General features: G+C 60.5%; 16 protein-coding genes. 15 read left to right on the forward strand and 1 reads right to left on the reverse strand.

The window, feature by feature from the left end; translation table 11 throughout:
* The first annotated feature begins 151 nt into the window (after window positions 1-151).
* The 8 genes from ABMC88_RS11395 (at window position 152) to ABMC88_RS11430 (ending at window position 9670) form a co-directional block, all read left to right on the forward strand.
* Window positions 152-1315 carry an acyl-CoA dehydrogenase family protein gene (locus tag ABMC88_RS11395; RefSeq protein ID WP_349577009.1) on the forward strand — a complete coding sequence of 388 codons (1164 nt, stop codon included), beginning with the start codon at window positions 152-154 and terminating at the stop codon, window positions 1313-1315.
* Entirely contained in the window at window positions 1315-2817 is a 1503-nt protein-coding gene (locus tag ABMC88_RS11400; protein ID WP_349577010.1) for an AMP-binding protein, read from the forward strand. The genes ABMC88_RS11395 and ABMC88_RS11400 overlap by 1 nt, the downstream gene beginning before the upstream one ends.
* 370 nt (window positions 2818-3187) lie before the next feature.
* Window positions 3188-4792, forward strand: a complete 1605-nt coding sequence (locus ABMC88_RS11405) for a carboxyl transferase domain-containing protein (protein ID WP_349577011.1) — start codon at window positions 3188-3190, stop codon at window positions 4790-4792.
* A 10-nt stretch (window positions 4793-4802) separates the two neighbouring features.
* A complete protein-coding gene (locus ABMC88_RS11410; RefSeq protein WP_349577012.1) occupies window positions 4803-5228 on the forward strand; it encodes an ASCH domain-containing protein in 426 nt (141 codons plus the stop codon).
* A 72-nt stretch (window positions 5229-5300) separates the two neighbouring features.
* Window positions 5301-7241 carry an acetyl/propionyl/methylcrotonyl-CoA carboxylase subunit alpha gene (locus ABMC88_RS11415; protein ID WP_349577013.1) on the forward strand — a complete coding sequence of 647 codons (1941 nt, stop codon included), beginning with the start codon at window positions 5301-5303 and terminating at the stop codon, window positions 7239-7241.
* Window positions 7238-7897 carry a glutathione S-transferase family protein gene (locus ABMC88_RS11420; protein WP_349577014.1) on the forward strand — a complete coding sequence of 220 codons (660 nt, stop codon included), beginning with the start codon at window positions 7238-7240 and terminating at the stop codon, window positions 7895-7897. Before ABMC88_RS11415 ends, ABMC88_RS11420 begins: the two co-directional genes overlap by 4 nt.
* 78 nt (window positions 7898-7975) lie before the next feature.
* Window positions 7976-8830 (forward strand): hydroxymethylglutaryl-CoA lyase, encoded by an 855-nt coding sequence (locus ABMC88_RS11425; RefSeq protein WP_349577015.1) that lies wholly within the window; start codon window positions 7976-7978, stop codon window positions 8828-8830.
* A 57-nt stretch (window positions 8831-8887) separates the two neighbouring features.
* Entirely contained in the window at window positions 8888-9670 is a 783-nt protein-coding gene (locus ABMC88_RS11430; protein WP_349577016.1) for a crotonase/enoyl-CoA hydratase family protein, read from the forward strand.
* 10 nt (window positions 9671-9680) lie between these two features.
* On the opposite strand, the gene ABMC88_RS11435 is transcribed toward ABMC88_RS11430, so the two are convergent.
* Window positions 9681-10739: a transporter substrate-binding domain-containing protein gene (locus ABMC88_RS11435; protein WP_349577017.1), complete on the reverse strand. Its 1059-nt coding sequence runs from the start codon at window positions 10737-10739 to the stop codon at window positions 9681-9683.
* Between the two features lie 409 nt (window positions 10740-11148).
* On the opposite strand from ABMC88_RS11435, the gene ABMC88_RS11440 reads away from it, so the two are divergent.
* The 7 genes from ABMC88_RS11440 to ABMC88_RS11470 are packed head-to-tail and all read left to right on the forward strand — an operon-like array spanning window position 11149 to window position 15824.
* Window positions 11149-11514 (forward strand): NADH-quinone oxidoreductase subunit A, encoded by a 366-nt coding sequence (locus ABMC88_RS11440; RefSeq protein ID WP_349577018.1) that lies wholly within the window; start codon window positions 11149-11151, stop codon window positions 11512-11514.
* Window positions 11505-12044 carry a NuoB/complex I 20 kDa subunit family protein gene (locus ABMC88_RS11445; RefSeq protein ID WP_349577019.1) on the forward strand — a complete coding sequence of 180 codons (540 nt, stop codon included), beginning with the start codon at window positions 11505-11507 and terminating at the stop codon, window positions 12042-12044. Before ABMC88_RS11440 ends, ABMC88_RS11445 begins: the two co-directional genes overlap by 10 nt.
* A gap of 40 nt (window positions 12045-12084) precedes the next feature.
* Entirely contained in the window at window positions 12085-12690 is a 606-nt protein-coding gene (locus ABMC88_RS11450; RefSeq protein ID WP_349577020.1) for an NADH-quinone oxidoreductase subunit C, read from the forward strand.
* Window positions 12687-13913 (forward strand): NADH-quinone oxidoreductase subunit D, encoded by a 1227-nt coding sequence (locus ABMC88_RS11455; protein WP_349577021.1) that lies wholly within the window; start codon window positions 12687-12689, stop codon window positions 13911-13913. Before ABMC88_RS11450 ends, ABMC88_RS11455 begins: the two co-directional genes overlap by 4 nt.
* Window positions 13910-14170, forward strand: coding sequence for a hypothetical protein (locus ABMC88_RS11460; protein WP_349577022.1), 261 nt, complete (start codon window positions 13910-13912; stop codon window positions 14168-14170). The genes ABMC88_RS11455 and ABMC88_RS11460 overlap by 4 nt, the downstream gene beginning before the upstream one ends.
* Before the next feature lie 29 nt (window positions 14171-14199).
* Window positions 14200-14622 (forward strand): hypothetical protein, encoded by a 423-nt coding sequence (locus tag ABMC88_RS11465; RefSeq protein WP_349577023.1) that lies wholly within the window; start codon window positions 14200-14202, stop codon window positions 14620-14622.
* 8 nt (window positions 14623-14630) lie between these two features.
* Window positions 14631-15824, forward strand: coding sequence for an NADH-quinone oxidoreductase subunit E (locus ABMC88_RS11470; protein WP_349577024.1), 1194 nt, complete (start codon window positions 14631-14633; stop codon window positions 15822-15824).
* The last annotated feature ends 10 nt before the right edge of the window (window positions 15825-15834 follow it).

A 15834-nucleotide genomic window follows, 5' to 3' on the forward strand; every position in this document is an offset into this window, starting at 1 on the left:
CGCGGACACGGTATTTCCGGCGCATATCTCTCACCCGAGCGGTCCGCAGGTCGCAGTCTTTGCAGGCTGCGGCCTCGTGGCGCTTGACCTGTGGGGGCGGCTCTGCCAATAATGAACAAGCGTTCAATAAATGCGGTTCAGGGAGAGATTTATGTTCAATGCCACTATGCAGTTCGATCTGGGTGAAGATGTCGGCGCGTTGCGCGACACGGTGCACCGCTGGGCGCAAGAGCGGGTGCGTCCGATGGCTAAGGATATCGACGCGGACAACCTCTTTCCCGCTGATCTGTGGCAGGAGATGGGCGGGTTGGGCCTGCTGGGCATGACCGTGGATGAGAAATGGGGCGGCACCGGCATGGGCTATCTGGCCCATACCGTAGCGGTGGAGGAGATTGCGCGGGCCAGTGCCTCGGTCTCGCTGTCTTATGGAGCGCATAGCAACCTGTGTGTGAACCAGATCAGCCTGAATGGCTCGGACGAGCAGCGGGCGAAGTTCCTGCCCAAGCTATGTTCGGGCGAGCATGTGGGCGCGTTGGCCATGTCGGAGACGTCAGCAGGGTCGGATGTGGTTTCCATGAAGCTGGGCGCCGAGAAGCGCAATGACCACTATCGCCTGAGCGGCAATAAATACTGGATCACCAATGGCTGTGATGCCGAGACGCTGGTGGTTTATGCCAAGACGGACAAGGACGCAGGCTCCAAGGGGATCACCGCGTTTCTGATCGAGAAAAGCATGAAGGGGTTCACCACCACCCAGCATTTCGACAAGCTGGGGATGCGCGGGTCCAACACCGCCGAGCTGATCTTTGACGATTGCGAGGTGCCGTTCGAGAATGTGCTTGGCGAGGAAGGGCGCGGGGTTGCCGTGCTGATGTCGGGGCTGGATTACGAGCGTGTCGTGTTGGCTGGCATCGGCCTTGGCCTGATGGCCGCCTGTCTGGATGAGATCATGCCCTATATGGCCGAGCGCAAGCAATTTGGGCAACCTGTGGGCAGCTTCCAGCTGATGCAGGGCAAGATGGCTGATATGTATACGGCGATGAATTCGGCCCGCGCCTATGTGTACGAGGTCGCCAAGGCCTGTGACCGTGGTGAGGTGACCCGTGCAGATGCGGCGGCGTGCTGCCTTTATGCCTCCGAGCAGGCTATGGTGCAGGCGCATCAGGCCGTGCAGGCAATGGGCGGTGCGGGCTATCTGTCCGACAACCCCGTGGCGCGGATTTTCCGTGACGCCAAGCTGATGGAGATCGGGGCGGGTACCTCCGAGATCCGCCGCATGTTGGTGGGCCGTGAGATGATGGCGGCGATGGCCTGATGGAACGCTTGCCCGGCCTTGACGCAGAGGGGCGCTGGGATATCCCGGCGCGGCTCAATATGGCGCGGCAGTGCCTGAGCCAGCCTGCGGACGGTCTTGCGGTGATTGATCTGACTGGCGCTGGGCGGGTCGATGTGAGCTTTGGGCAACTGGGCGAAATGGTCGATGGCCTCGCACGGGCGTTGATGGTGCGCGTGCGGGCGGGTGACCGTGTTGGCGTGTTGCTGGGCCAAAGCCCATGGTGCGCTGCCTCCCATCTGGCGATCTGGAAAATCGGTGCCATCTCGGTTCCGTTGTTCAAACTGTTTAAACATGACGCCTTGGCGTCGCGGATCGGCGACGGCGGAGTCGGGCTGGTGCTTACCGATGTCGATGGGGCCGCGCTGGTCGGTGATTTGGCCGAGGTCTGGCGGGCCGATGAGGCGGGCATCGCGGGCGATCCCGTGCCGTTTGCGGATACGGGCCGTGATGATCCTGCGGTGCTGATCTATACCTCTGGCACCACCGGCACGCCCAAAGGGGCGCTGCATGGGCACCGGATATTGACGGGACATTTGCCGGGGGTCTGCGTCAGTCATGATCATCTGGGGCAAGAGGATGATTGCCTGTGGACTCCTGCGGATTGGGCGTGGATCGGCGGGCTGTTTGATGTGGCCATGCCTGCGCTGGCGCTGGGCGTGCCGGTAGTGGCGGCACGGATGGCGAAATTTGATGTGGCAGAGTGCAAGCGCATTATCGAGGCGGGGCAGGTGCGCAATGTCTTTTTCCCGCCCACTGCTTTGCGGATGCTCAAGGCGGCGGATGCGCGGATTGACGGCTTGCGGTCTGTGGCGAGCGGGGGGGAGCCTTTGGGCGCGCAGATGTTGGACTGGGGCCGCAGCGCGCTTGGCCTGCGGATCAATGAGTTTTATGGGCAAACTGAAGTAAATATGGTGGCGAGCAGTTGTGGTGCGCGGTTTGCGCCGCAGGCGGGGTGCATCGGCAAGCCCGTACCTGGGTTCGAGATTGCCGTGCTGGATGCGGATGCCGAGGGCGAGGGCGACATTGCGGTGAAACGCGGCGCGGCCTCGATGATGCTGGGTTATTGGAACCGCCCCGAAGAGACAGCGGCGAAGTACCGTGGCGACTGGATGCTGACGGGCGACCGCGGTGTGTGGGAGGGCGACTTCCTGCGCTTTGTGGGCCGCGAGGATGATGTGATTACCTCAAGCGGCTATCGCATTGGGCCTGCGGAGATTGAGGACTGCTTGCTGACCCATCCGGCGGTGGCGACTGTGGGCGTGGTGGGCAAACCCTGCGGGCTGCGGACCGAGATTGTGAAAGCCTATGTGGTGGTCAAAGACGGTGGGCAGGTCAGTGCCTCCGAGTTGCAGGATTGGGTCAAGGAACGGTTGGCAAGTTATTCGTATCCAAGGGAAATCGAGTTTCTGGAGGCGCTGCCGATGACGGTTACGGGCAAGGTGATCCGCCGCGAATTGAAAGCGCGGGCGGCGGCGGAGTAATCATGATCTCATCTCGTAAACTAGCACAGCTTAAATGTCCTAACTGTTCCGAGTTGCAAGTGCCCGGACCGGTCTTGCGAACAATCAAGGGAGATGACGATTGGGTTCGTTCCGTCGCTTGCAATTCTTGTGGGGTAGCATTGCGCGTGATGTCGGGAGACGGTTTGTCGTTCTACGGGTCTTTGCTCGCGACGGTACTGGCGGCCGCGTGGATAACTGCAGCTATCCAAGATGTTAGGGAAACTAGAATGACGGAATTTGAAGTTATGGCGTTTTTTGAAGCAGCACTTCGGTACGTTGTGTTTCTTTACATGGTTTTCTGGATTGCTATCCCGCTTTCCTCTCAGTTTCTGACATTGGAGCAAGACACATGAAACTTTCCTCCCAAGCACTCCCCTCCTCGGAAGCGTTCAAAACCAATACTGCCGCGCATCTTGATGCGTTGGCTGTTGTGCGCGAGGCGGCGCAGGTCGCAGCCTTCGGCGGTGGTGAGAAATCGCGTGACCGTCACATCAGCCGTGGCAAGATGCTGCCGCGCGAGCGGGTGGCGAATTTGCTGGATGCGGGCTCGCCCTTCTTGGAGGTGGGTGCGGTTGCGGCGCATGGGCTGTATCGCGGTGCAGCCCCTTGCGCGGGCGTTATTGCGGGGATTGGGACGGTGCAGGGCCATGAAGTCATGGTGATCTGCAATGATGCCACTGTGAAGGGCGGCACGTATTTTCCGATGACGGTCAAGAAGCACCTGCGTGCGCAGGAGATCGCGGAGGAGAACAACCTGCCGTGCATCTATCTGGTCGATAGCGGCGGGGCGAACCTGCCGCAGCAAGACGAGGTATTCCCCGACCGCGATCACTTTGGCCGGATTTTTTATAACCAAGCGCGAATGAGCGCCAAGGGCATTCCGCAGATTGCTGTGGTGATGGGGTCGTGTACGGCGGGCGGGGCCTATGTGCCTGCCATGTCCGATGTCACAATTATTGTGAAAGAGCAGGGCACGATCTTCCTTGCCGGTCCGCCCTTGGTCAAGGCCGCCACGGGCGAGGTGGTCAGCGCCGAAGACCTCGGCGGCGGCGATGTGCATACGCGCCTGTCGGGTGTGGCCGACTATCTGGCCGAGGATGATGCCCACGCGCTGGCGCTTGCCCGCCGCGCCGTGAGCCACCTCAACCGTGCCAAACCCGCTACTGTGCAGTGGGAAAGCGTCGAAGAACCCGCCTATGACCCCGACGAAATCCTCGGTGTGGTGCCGGGTGATCTGCGCACGCCCTATGACATCCGCGAGGTGATTGCCCGTGTGGTCGATGGCAGCCGCTTTGACGAATTCAAACCCCGCTTTGGCGAGACATTGGTGACGGGGTTTGCCCATCTCAAAGGGTGCCCTATCGGGATCGTGGCCAACAACGGTGTGCTGTTTTCCGAGGCTGCGCAGAAGGGCGCGCATTTTGTGGAATTGTGCAGCCAGCGCGGTATCCCGCTGGTGTTCTTGCAAAACATCACCGGCTTCATGGTAGGCCGCAAATACGAGAACGAGGGCATTGCCCGCCACGGGGCCAAGATGGTCACCGCCGTTGCTTGTACCAATGTGCCGAAGATCACGATGTTGGTGGGCGGCTCTTTCGGCGCTGGCAACTATGGCATGGCGGGGCGGGCGTATTCGCCGCGGTTCTTGTGGACATGGCCCAATAGCCGCATCAGCGTCATGGGCGGCGCACAGGCGGCGGGCGTTCTGGCCACCGTCAAACGGGACGCGATAGAACGCGGTGGCGGGGAGTGGTCGGCCGAGGAAGAGGCGGCGTTCAAGCAACCCACCGTGGATATGTTCGAGGAGCAGTCGCACCCGCTCTATGCCTCTGCGCGGCTGTGGGACGACGGCATCATCGATCCGCGCAAAACCCGTGACACGCTGTTCCTGAGCCTGTCTGCCAGCCTGAACGCCCCGATCGAGCCGACGAAATTCGGCGTCTTCCGCATGTGAGGAAAGTGATATGACACAGACACTGCAACAGATCATCGATGCCAATCCCGAGGCCGAGACTTTCCGCTTTGGCGACTCCCCCGAACTATGTGCCGAGATTTTGGCGCTGGTGCGCAGCGGGGTCAAAACCGCTACCTGCGATGCGGCGGCCAGTTACGGCGCGGGCAAGGATGCATGGCCCGAAGTCGGCCGTCGCAATGTCGCGCTTAATTGGGACGGCACGCCTGCGGTGATGGTCGAGACGGTCGAGGTTTTCACGCGGCGGTTTAACGAGATGGACGAGGCCTTTGTCGCGGCGCAAGGGGAGTTCCGAGATCTGGCCCATTGGCGCAACGGTTATGAGGCGTATTTCCGGCGTGCGGGTCTTTTTGCGCCCGACATGAAGCTGATGTGCGAGCGGTTCAAGCTGGTCGAAGACTTCTGCCCGTCCGCCTGACGGGACCGTGGTGCAATGAGTTTTAAGGCAAAATAAAGAAGGGCCGCAGCGCCCTGACAGGAAGGTTTTTGCATGTTTGATACGATATTGATTGCCAACCGTGGCGAGATTGCCTGCCGCGTGATGGAAACAGCGCAGGCCATGGGCGTGCGCTGTGTCGCCGTGTATTCGGATGTGGACGCAAGCGCCAAACATGTGGCGATGGCGGATGTCGCGGTGCATATCGGGGGCAATGCGCCAGCCGACAGCTACTTGCGCGGCGATGTGATCATTCAGGCGGCTTTGGATACTGGCGCACAGGCCATTCACCCCGGCTATGGTTTCCTGAGCGAGAACCCCGATTTTGTGGATGCGGTTGCGGCAGCGGGGTTGGTGTTTATTGGTCCGTCGGCGGATGCGATCCGTGCGATGGGGCTGAAGGATGCGGCCAAGGCGTTGATGGTCGAGGCGGGCGTGCCTGTGGTGCCCGGCTATCACGGGAAGGATCAGACGGATGACCATTTGGCTGCTGAGGCGGACAAGATGGGCTATCCTGTGTTAATCAAAGCCGTGGCGGGCGGTGGCGGCAAGGGCATGCGCATGGTCGAGGCGGCTGCGGGGTTTGCCGACGCGCTGGCCTCGGCGCGGGCTGAGGCTGCGGCGGCCTTTGGCAACGCGGATGTGCTGGTCGAGAAATTCGTGAGCCAGCCACGCCACATCGAGGTGCAGGTTTTTGGTGATGGCACCCGTGCGGTGCATTTGTTCGAACGCGACTGCTCGCTCCAGCGGCGCCACCAGAAGGTGATCGAGGAAGCGCCAGCCCCCGGCATGACGCCCCAGATGCGCGATGCGATGGGGGCGGCTGCCGTCAAAGCGGCAGAGGCGATCGGGTACAAGGGCGCGGGCACGGTTGAGTTCATCGTTGATGGCTCGGACGGGCTGCGGGCCGACGGTTTCTTTTTCATGGAGATGAACACGCGTTTGCAGGTCGAACACCCTGTGACAGAAGCGATCACCGGCGTTGATCTGGTCGAATGGCAGTTGCGCGTGGCTGCGGGTGAGGACTTGCCAAAGGCGCAAGAGGAGTTGTCGATTGAGGGGCACTCCTTTGAGGCGCGGCTCTATGCCGAGGACGTGCCAAAAGGGTTCTTGCCCGCGACAGGGACGCTGACGCATCTGGCGTTTGATCCTGCTGCCCGTGCCGATAGTGGGGTGCGCAGTGGTGACACGATCAGCCCGTTCTACGACCCGATGATTGCCAAAGTGATCGTGCATGGCCCCACCCGTGACGTGGCCTTGGCGCGTTTGCGGCAGGCTTTGGCGCGTTGCGAGGTGGCGGGCACGGTCACGAACCTTGCGTTTCTGGGCGCTTTGGCGGGGCATGGTGGCTTTCGCAAGGGCGAGGTGGATACAGGGCTGATTGCCCGCGATATTGACGCGTTAACGCAGCCGCCGCAGGTAGAGCCGCGTCATGCCGCTCTTGCGGGGATGGCCGCCGCTGGCGTGCTGGACGCAGGGGGGCTGAGCGGGTTCAGCCTTTGGGATCCGCTGTTGCAGCAGGTTGCGCTGGCGTGGGACGGGCAGGCGCATTTGCTCAAATACGAGGTGCTGGGCGCGGATGCACAGCGCTGGCACGTGGGCGAGAAGGTTGTAGAGGCGCAGCGTATTGGCGGCCAGTGGCAGATCGGCGGGCAGCTTGCGCCGCAGGTCGCAGTTGCGGGCGATACGGTCACGGTGTTCGACGGCTATGGCTTGGTGTTCGAGCTGGTGGACCCGCTGTTGCAGGCCGCGGGGGCGCAGGGCGACGGCAATCTGGTCGAGGCGCCGATGCCCGGACTGGTGCGCGATGTCTTTGCCAGTGTTGGCCAACAGGTCAGCGCGGGCGACAGGCTTGCCGTGCTGGAGGCGATGAAGATGGAACATGCCTTGCTTGCCGCCCGCGATGGTGTGGTAGCCGAAGTTTTGGCCGTGGCGGGGGATCAGGTTGAGGCGGGGGCCGCGTTGGTGCGGCTTGAGCCCGAGGACGCCGCATGATCACGCTGCACCACGTGCCGCAGACGCGGTCCATGCGCAGTCTGTGGTTGTTGCATGAACTGGATGTGCCGTTCGAGGTGCAGACCTATCCCTTTGACAAGACATTGCGCAGTCCCGCCTTTCTGGCACGCAGCCCTGCGGGGCGGGTGCCCGCGCTGGAGCTGGACGGTGAGGCGGTGTTCGAGACGGGGGCGATTACCGAAATCTTGTGTGAGCGGTATTCGCCTGAAGGGTTAGGTCGCTTGGTCAGCCACCCCGAGCGCAGCCAGTGGCTGATCTGGGTGCATTTCGCCGAGACGATTACCCAGCACGCCGCAGCACTCACGCAGCAGCACGTCGCCTTGCGCGATGACGCCATGCGCAGCCCCATCGTGATGAAGCTGGAAGCGGCGCGTATTCATAAATGCTTTGCCGCGCTTGAGGCGCGCCTTGGGGGGCGTGACTATCTGCTGGATGGCGGATTTTCGGCGGCGGATGTCTCGGTCGGGCAGGCGGTCTATCTGGCGCGGTTCTTTGCGCATCTGGAGGGGTTTGACGCGGTGGCGGCGTGGTACGACAGGATCACGGAACGGGGCGGGTTTCAGGCGTCATTGCCCAAGGCAGGCGAGCATTTGTTTGACGCCGAGTTTTTCGAGCCATGGCCGCTGCCCGCCTAAGGGTGTGTGAAAAAAGGTGCAAGGTGCCGCGATGTCGTGCAGTCTGGGCGCAGCAGCGTCAATGAAAGGGAGAGAGTGATGGATCTGGGACCATGCGAGATTTTTGAGGTCGGCCCGCGGGACGGGTTGCAGAACGAGGCCCGCGATATTCCGGTGGCAGAGAAGATTGCGCTGGTGGACAAGCTGACAGAGGCGGGGTTTTCACGGATTGAATGCGCCAGCTTTGTCTCGCCCAAGTGGGTGCCGCAGATGGCGGGCAGTGGCGATGTGCTGGCGGGGATCAGTCGCAAGGCGGGCGTGCGCTATGCCGCGCTGACGCCGAACATGCGCGGCTATACGGATGCGGTGGCGGCGGGCGCGGATGAGATCGCGGTATTCGCCAGCGCCTCGGAAGGGTTTTCACAAAAGAACATCAACGCCTCTGTGGCCGAGAGTATCGAACGCTTTGCCCCGATTCTGGAGGAAGCGCGGCAGCGCGATGTGCCTGTGCGCGGCTATGTGTCTTGCGTTGTTGAATGCCCCTATGACGGGGCTGTGTCGCCCGATGCGGTGGCGGCTGTTGCGGATCAGTTGTTTGCGATGGGCTGTTACGAGGTCTCGCTGGGCGACACGATCGGCGCGGGGACGCCAGACAGCGTGGCGCGGATGTTGCTTGCGGTGCGTGATGTGGTGCCTGTAGGGCGCCTGGCGGGGCATTTCCACGACACGGGCGGGCGGGCGATGGACAATATCGACGCCAGCCTGAGCCTTGGCGTGCGGGTGTTTGATGCCGCTATCGGTGGTTTGGGTGGATGCCCCTTTGCGCCCGGATCATCCGGCAATGTCGCAACCGAAGCTGTGGCGGCGCATCTGGCGGCGCTGGGGTACACCACAGGGCTGGATGCGGATGTGCTGCAAGAGGCGGCCGCTTTGGCCAGATCCATGCGCGGGTAACGGAATTTTTCGAAAATTCCGGCCCGAAATTTTTGAAAATTTCGATGAGAGACGCTGATGTTCGAGACGATAACCATTGAGGTGGACGGGCGCGGGGTTGCGACCCTGAGCCTTGCCCGCGAAGAAAAGCATAACGCGATGTCCGCACAGATGCTGGAGGAGCTGACGCAGGCGGCGGATGATCTGGCCCGCGATGACTCAGTGCGTGTGGTAATCCTTGCTGCCAAGGGGCGCACGTTCTGTGCGGGCGGTGATCTGGCGTGGATGCAGGCGCAGATGGGCATGGATGCCGAGACCCGTGCCGCGGAAGCGGGCAAGCTTGCCACGATGCTGGGCGCGCTTAACCGGTTGCCCAAACCTTTGATCGGGCGGTTGCATGGCAATGCCTTTGGCGGCGGCGTCGGCATGGCTGCGGTCTGTGATGTGGCTGTGGGCGTGGACACCCTCAAGATGGCGCTGACCGAAACAAAGCTGGGCATTATCCCCGCCACCATCGGCCCCTATGTCATCGCCCGCATGGGCGAGGGGCGGGCGCGGCGTGTATTCATGTCGGGCCGTGTCTTTGACGGGGCAGAGGCGGTCGAGCTTGGCCTGCTCTCGCGTGCTGTGCCCGAGGCGGAACTGGACGCAGCGGTAGAGCGTGAGGTCGCGCCCTATCTCGCCTGCGCCCCCGGTGCGGTGGCCGCGGCCAAGAAGCTGGCACAGGATCTGGGCGGTGCGGCGACAGAGGAGGCCGTTGCCATGTCCATCGCCGCCCTTGCAGCGCGGTGGCAGACAGAAGAGGCGGCCGAGGGCATCGGTGCATTCTTTGAAAAGCGCAAGGCTGCGTGGGTCGTCTAGACCCTGCGGCCTACCGCGATGTGCCAAACCACTTTACTCTGAGCGCGTCATAGGTCCCGTCCTCCCGCAGCCTAAGCAGGCTTTGGTTGAGTTGCTCGCGCAGCGGGCTGCCCGTTGGCAGGGCAATGCCATAGCTTTCGGGGTTGAATACCCGCTCGACCAGACGGCCAATACCCGCCCCACGGGTCGAGACGTAGTAGGCCAGGATCGGTTTGTCGAAGATCACAGCATCGAGATCACCGTTCTCGAACTTTTCAAAAAGCGTTTCCAGATCGTCAACTGCAATAAAGGCGACGTCGCGGTTTTCCATGAATTGAGCGGCTGTGGATTGCGAAATTGTGCCCACCCGTTTGCCTTCGAGATCGCTAAGACCGGTGATGCTGGATTGCAGCGCATTGACGGTCATCGCAGAGGTGATCGTCGCAACAAAAACAGAGACGACGAACAGCGACGCGACCACCAGCAAAACGGCAAAGCCGCGGCCGGCACGCGAATTGGGCATCCGTTCTTCGAACCCGCCATTCACCACCAGATTTAGCGCCCACCAGAACGCGGGAAAGGCGGCCTGCCTTGCGGGGCGTCGGAAGTAATCGGAGGCGTTGCGCTCAAACACCCACATCAACATTCCACCCCCAAACAGCAGGACAATGGCGATCACGATCGCAAGAAGAATGTCACCGGTAAACAAGGCTGAGAAAACCGAGACATCTTGATCCTCATAGGGGATCAAAATCTGCAAGCCGCTGTCAAAAATCGGCTGGGTAAAGTCCATATCTGCTTCGCGCGCAGCTGTAATGGAAATATTTGCAATCGCCCCATCGGCAACACCGTTCTTTACGGCGTCCAGCATCTCGGAAAAACTATCAGTGCGCAGGAAAGTGGTGTTGAGATCCAGCTGGGTCCCGAGCTCTTCCCACAGCTCTATGCTGAACCCCACATCCCGTCCGTTTTGCTCCATCGAGAAGGGCGCACGGGTGACGGTCGCTATGGTGATGTCCTGTGTCTGTGCCCAGATCTGGGTTGCGAGTGAAACAATTGCCAGAGCGGCCAGCACAAATACGTTTTTCACATTCAGTTCCTTAAGGTTATGATGCGCCTAGCACATTCTAACCTTAAGAGAACAGTTTTTTCGGGGGTATGCACCCTGCTGCCCGATGCTTGCCTGCGCAGCCCGTTTTCAGGATGGAAGGGCGCAGTTTGCCACGTCCACTTGAATATGCAGATCAGGGGGCAGTTCATGCCCGTCAATTTTTGACGATTTGTCAAATGCCTACAAAGGTATCCTGAGCCGCCTGTATCGGGATGCAGGCATTAGGGCGCAGACATTAGCACGGTCTGCCGGCGCCCCATAGCATTCCGGTAAAGGTGTGTGTGTTTGTAGGCTTCCTCCCGTTGACCCCAAAGGCGCGCAGCGATAAACCCTGTGTAAAGCTGCGCACGGTATATGCTGGCCGTGCATTCCAAGAAAGGAGCCACCCTTGGACGATATGCTTAGGGAATACCTGCCGATCCTCATTTTTCTGGGCGTTGCCATTGTGTTAGGCCTTGCTTTGTTGCTTGCCGCTGTGGTTTTGGCCGTGCGTAACCCCGACCCTGAAAAGGTCTCGGCGTATGAGTGCGGGTTCAACGCCTTCGATGATGCGCGGATGAAGTTTGACGTGCGATTCTATCTTGTTTCGATTTTGTTCATCATCTTCGATCTCGAAATCGCCTTCCTGTTCCCTTGGGCTGTGGCATTTGGCGACATTTCCATGGCGGGCTTTTGGGCCATGATGATCTTCCTTGCGGTGCTGACCGCAGGCTTTGCTTATGAATGGAAGAAAGGGGCGCTCGAATGGCAGTAACCCAGACAAATATGCCTGCAACCGCGGGTATGGACCGCGATGTGGCAACACAGCAGTTGAACGCCTCCTTGCAGGACAAGGGCTTTTTGCTGACCTCGACCGAGGATTTGATCAACTGGGCGCGCACCGGCTCGCTGCACTGGATGACCTTTGGTCTGGCGTGCTGCGCGGTTGAGATGATGCACACCTCCATGCCCCGCTATGATCTGGAGCGGTTCGGCACAGCGCCCCGCGCATCCCCGCGCCAGTCGGACCTGATGATCGTGGCGGGCACGCTGACCAACAAAATGGCGCCCGCGCTGCGCAAGGTTTACGATCAGATGCCAGAGCCGCGCTACGTGATCTCGATGGGATCCTGCGCGAACGGCGGCGGCTACTACCACTATAGCTATAGCGTTGTGCGTGGTTGTGACCGCGTTGTGCCTGTGGACATCTATGTACCGGGTTGCCCTCCGACTGCCGAGGCGCTGCTGTATGGTATCATGCAGCTGCAACGCAAAATGCGACGCACGGGAACGATTGTACGATGAATGGGCCTGCCATGAACCGTACTGTTGAAGGAACACTACTATGAGCGATGCACTGACGGAACTGGGCGGCTATATCGAAGCCAAACGCCCTGATTGTGTTCTGGGGTGGGATGTCACCCACGGTGAACTGAATTTGGACGTGACGCTGGCGAATATCGCGGGTCTGGTCGAGTTTTTGAAGGGCGATGCAACCTGCCGCTTCACCTCGCTCGTGGATATTACGGCCGTTGACTACACAGGGCGGGCCAAGCGGTTCGATGTGGTTTACCACTTCCTGAGCATGTACCAGAACCAGCGCATTCGCATCCGTGTGGCCGTGCGGGAGGAAGACATGGTCCCCTCACTGGTCGACATTCATCCCAGCGCCAACTGGTTCGAGCGTGAAGTTTTCGATATGTTCGGCATCCTGTTCAGTGGACACCCCGATCTGCGCCGCTTGCTGACCGATTACGGCTTCCGCGGCTACCCGCTGCGCAAGGATTTCCCGACGACGGGCTATACCGAAGTGCGCTATGACGAGGCGGAAAAACGTGTTGTGTACGAGCCTGTGAGCCTTGTGCAGGAATACCGCCAGTTTGATTTCATGTCACCGTGGGAAGGGGCCGAATATATCCTGCCCGGTGACGAGAAGGAGGCCGCGAAATGATGGACGGCACCAAAGGTTTCGAAGACGCTCTTACGGGCGAACAGAAAATCCGCAATTTCAACATCAACTTTGGTCCGCAGCACCCTGCGGCCCACGGCGTTTTGCGTCTGGTGCTGGAGCTGGACGGCGAGATTGTTGAGCGGTGCGACCCGCACATCGGCCTGCTGCACCGTGGCACCGAAAAGCTGATGGAGAGCCGGACGTATCTGCAAAACCTGCCGTATTTCGACCGGTTGGATTATGTGGCCCCGATGAACCAAGAGCATGCTTGGTGCTTGGCCATTGAACGCCTCACCGGCGTCGAAGTGCCGCGCCGTGCATCGTTGATCCGTGTGCTTTATTCCGAGATTGGGCGCATCCTGTCGCACCTTTTGAACGTCACCACGCAGGCGATGGACGTGGGCGCGCTCACCCCGCCGCTGTGGGGCTTTGAAGAGCGTGAAGACCTGATGATCTTTTACGAGCGTGCCTGCGGTGCGCGTCTGCACGCGGCCTATTTCCGCCCCGGCGGCGTGCATCAGGACCTGCCCGAGGCGCTGCTCGATGATATCGAGACGTGGACGCATAAGTTCCTCAGCGGCTTTATGGTCGATATCGACACGCTGCTGACTGAAAACCGCATCTTCAAACAGCGCAACGTCGATATCGGCGTAGTGAGCGAGCAGGATATCTCGGACTGGGGCTTCTCTGGCGTGATGGTGCGCGGCTCTGGCCTCGCGTGGGATCTGCGCCGTGCGCAGCCTTATGAGTGTTATGACGAGTTTGACTTCCAGATTCCGACAGGCGTGAACGGTGACTGCTATGACCGCTATCTGGTTCGGATGGAAGAGATGCGCCAATCGGCCAGCATCATGTTGCAAGCCATTGAAAAGCTGCGTGCGCCGGAAGGCAAAGGCGACATCCTTGCCCGCGGTAAGATCACCCCGCCCAAGCGCACCGACATGAAGCAAAACATGGAAAGCCTGATCCACCATTTCAAGCTTTATACCGAAGGGTTCCACGTGCCAGCGGGTGAGGTTTACGCCGCTGTCGAAGCGCCCAAGGGCGAGTTCGGTGTGTATCTGGTCGCGGATGGCAGCAACAAGCCTTACCGCGCCAAGCTGCGTGCGCCGGGCTATCTGCACCTTCAAGCGATGGACTATCTGGCCAAGGGTCACCAGCTGGCGGACGTCGCTGCGATCATCGGTACGATGGACATCGTGTTTGGTGAGGTGGATCGGTGATCCGCCTTGCGGCTCTTGTTTTCTGTGTGGCGGCCTCGGGGGCTGCTGCGTCGGATCAGAAGGCCGCGCTGATTGATGCGATGAACGCCAATGGGTGTCAGATGACCACCGCGCAGGCGAACGTGCAGATGCCGAAGCTGAAGATTGACCGCGAAGCAGCCATCGCGCTGTCGCGGGAGATGATGGCCGAAGGCATCGCCAAGTTCGCAGCGGACGAAGAGACACTGTTGCTGTTGCCACCGGCGTGTAAAAGCTGATGCAAAAAGGACAAGAGAGGGGAGGCGCGATGCGTTCCACATCTTTGAAATACGTTGCTGCGGCCTCTGCGCTGTTGTTGTTTGCCTGTGATGACGCGGCAGGCCCGACAGCATCCGGTGCCGCCACAAATGCAGCAGTTGCCACAGGCGGCCCCAAGAAAGCAGGCCAGATTTGCCTGCTGCAAGCAAGCCAGTGCGAAGCCTTCAGCAAAAGCGAGGATGTTTTGCTGCGTGTGCTGAACATGGACCCGAAGACTCGCAACCCGATTGATGAACAGTCCTTTCAGGTAATCCTGAAGGCGCTTGTCGACGGGCAGGCGGCAGCCGACCAAAACTGCACGCCCGCCTCGGGATCGTTGACCCGAAAAGCCAAGCTGGTGTCAAAGACCGGCCAAACCGCATTGTTGATGGGCAAGGGCGCTTCTGTTTGTGCCCTGATCCCCGCAAAATAGAGAAGATTATGCTGCGTAGATTGCACCCAGACCAACCCGACGCCTTTGCCTTTACCCCTGCCAACCACGCGTGGGCCGAAGCGCAGATTACCAAATACCCCGAGGGCCGTCAGGCCAGCGCGATCATCCCGCTTTTGTGGCGCGCGCAAGAGCAGGAAGGCTGGCTGACACGCCCCGCGATCGAGCATGTCTCGGAGATGTTGGGCCTTGCCTATATTCGCGGACTTGAGGTGGCGACATTCTACTTCATGTTTCAGCTGCAACCTGTTGGTTCCGTGGCACATATCCAGATTTGCGGCACAACGTCCTGCATGATTTGCGGGGCCGAGGATCTGGTGAGCATCTGCAAAGAGAAAATCGCGCCGAACCCGCATCAGATTTCCGCCGATGGTAAATTCTCGTGGGAAGAGGTTGAGTGTCTGGGCGCGTGCTCGAACGCGCCGATGGCGCAGATCGGCAAGGATTATTACGAGGACCTGACAGGAGAGCGGTTCACCGCGATGCTGGAAGAGCTGGCGCGCGGCGAGGTTCCGACACCTGGTCCGCAAAACGGCCGCTACGCCTCTGAGCCGCTGAGCGGGCTGTCGTCGCTGACGGAATACGAAAGCGGCAAGACGCAGTACAACGCCAGCGCGCAGCTTGCGACAGACATCGGTGATACGGTTAAACGCATTGACGGGACCGAGGTGCCGCTGCTGGCACCGTGGCAGGGCAAGGCCGCGAATACGGGCAAAAAGCCTGCGGCCAAAGCCGCACCAAAGGCAAAGCCCGCTGCAAATGCCAAGCCTGCTGCCAAGGGGCCTGCTGCCAAGGCAGGTGCTGCACAGCCTGCGGCCGCACGCAAATCTGTCCCATCTGATGCGGCTGCCACAGCGCGTCCAAAAGCGGATGCGCCCGCCGCTGCTGGCGCGGGCAAAAAGCCCCGCACGATGAAAGCGCCGCGCAAATCGGGTGCCGACGATCTCAAGCTAATCAAGGGCGTTGGCCCCAAGCTTGAAGTCATGTTGAATACCATGGGCTTTTTCCATTTTGACCAAATCGCAAAATGGGGGCAAGATGAGCTTGCCTGGGTTGACCAGAACCTTGAAGGGTTCAAAGGCCGCGCATCGCGCGACAATTGGGTAGATCAGGCGGGCCAGCTGGCGCGGGGGGAAGAAACAGCGTTCTCCGCAAAGGCCAGCAAGGACGGGCGCTATTCATAAGGCGCTGCGC

This window comes from Sulfitobacter aquimarinus, assembly GCF_040149565.1.
In the GTDB taxonomy this organism is placed as follows: Bacteria; Pseudomonadota; Alphaproteobacteria; order Rhodobacterales; family Rhodobacteraceae; genus Sulfitobacter; species Sulfitobacter aquimarinus.

Excerpts from the sequence above, each read along its gene's own strand:
- ABMC88_RS11420 (WP_349577014.1), top strand. The coding sequence starts at position 7,238 with ATGATCACGCTGCACCACGTGCCGCAGACGCGGTCCATGCGCAGTCTG.
- ABMC88_RS11425 (WP_349577015.1), top strand. The coding sequence starts at position 7,976 with ATGGATCTGGGACCATGCGAGATTTTTGAGGTCGGCCCGCGGGACGGG.
- ABMC88_RS11415 (WP_349577013.1), top strand. The coding sequence starts at position 5,301 with ATGTTTGATACGATATTGATTGCCAACCGTGGCGAGATTGCCTGCCGC.
- ABMC88_RS11405 (WP_349577011.1), top strand. The coding sequence starts at position 3,188 with ATGAAACTTTCCTCCCAAGCACTCCCCTCCTCGGAAGCGTTCAAAACC.
- ABMC88_RS11465 (WP_349577023.1), top strand. The coding sequence starts at position 14,200 with ATGCGTTCCACATCTTTGAAATACGTTGCTGCGGCCTCTGCGCTGTTG.
- ABMC88_RS11470 (WP_349577024.1), top strand. The coding sequence starts at position 14,631 with ATGCTGCGTAGATTGCACCCAGACCAACCCGACGCCTTTGCCTTTACC.
- ABMC88_RS11455 (WP_349577021.1), top strand. The coding sequence starts at position 12,687 with ATGATGGACGGCACCAAAGGTTTCGAAGACGCTCTTACGGGCGAACAG.
- ABMC88_RS11395 (WP_349577009.1), top strand. The coding sequence starts at position 152 with ATGTTCAATGCCACTATGCAGTTCGATCTGGGTGAAGATGTCGGCGCG.
- ABMC88_RS11445 (WP_349577019.1), top strand. The coding sequence starts at position 11,505 with ATGGCAGTAACCCAGACAAATATGCCTGCAACCGCGGGTATGGACCGC.
- ABMC88_RS11410 (WP_349577012.1), top strand. The coding sequence starts at position 4,803 with ATGACACAGACACTGCAACAGATCATCGATGCCAATCCCGAGGCCGAG.
- ABMC88_RS11430 (WP_349577016.1), top strand. The coding sequence starts at position 8,888 with ATGTTCGAGACGATAACCATTGAGGTGGACGGGCGCGGGGTTGCGACC.
- ABMC88_RS11450 (WP_349577020.1), top strand. The coding sequence starts at position 12,085 with ATGAGCGATGCACTGACGGAACTGGGCGGCTATATCGAAGCCAAACGC.
- ABMC88_RS11400 (WP_349577010.1), top strand. The coding sequence starts at position 1,315 with ATGGAACGCTTGCCCGGCCTTGACGCAGAGGGGCGCTGGGATATCCCG.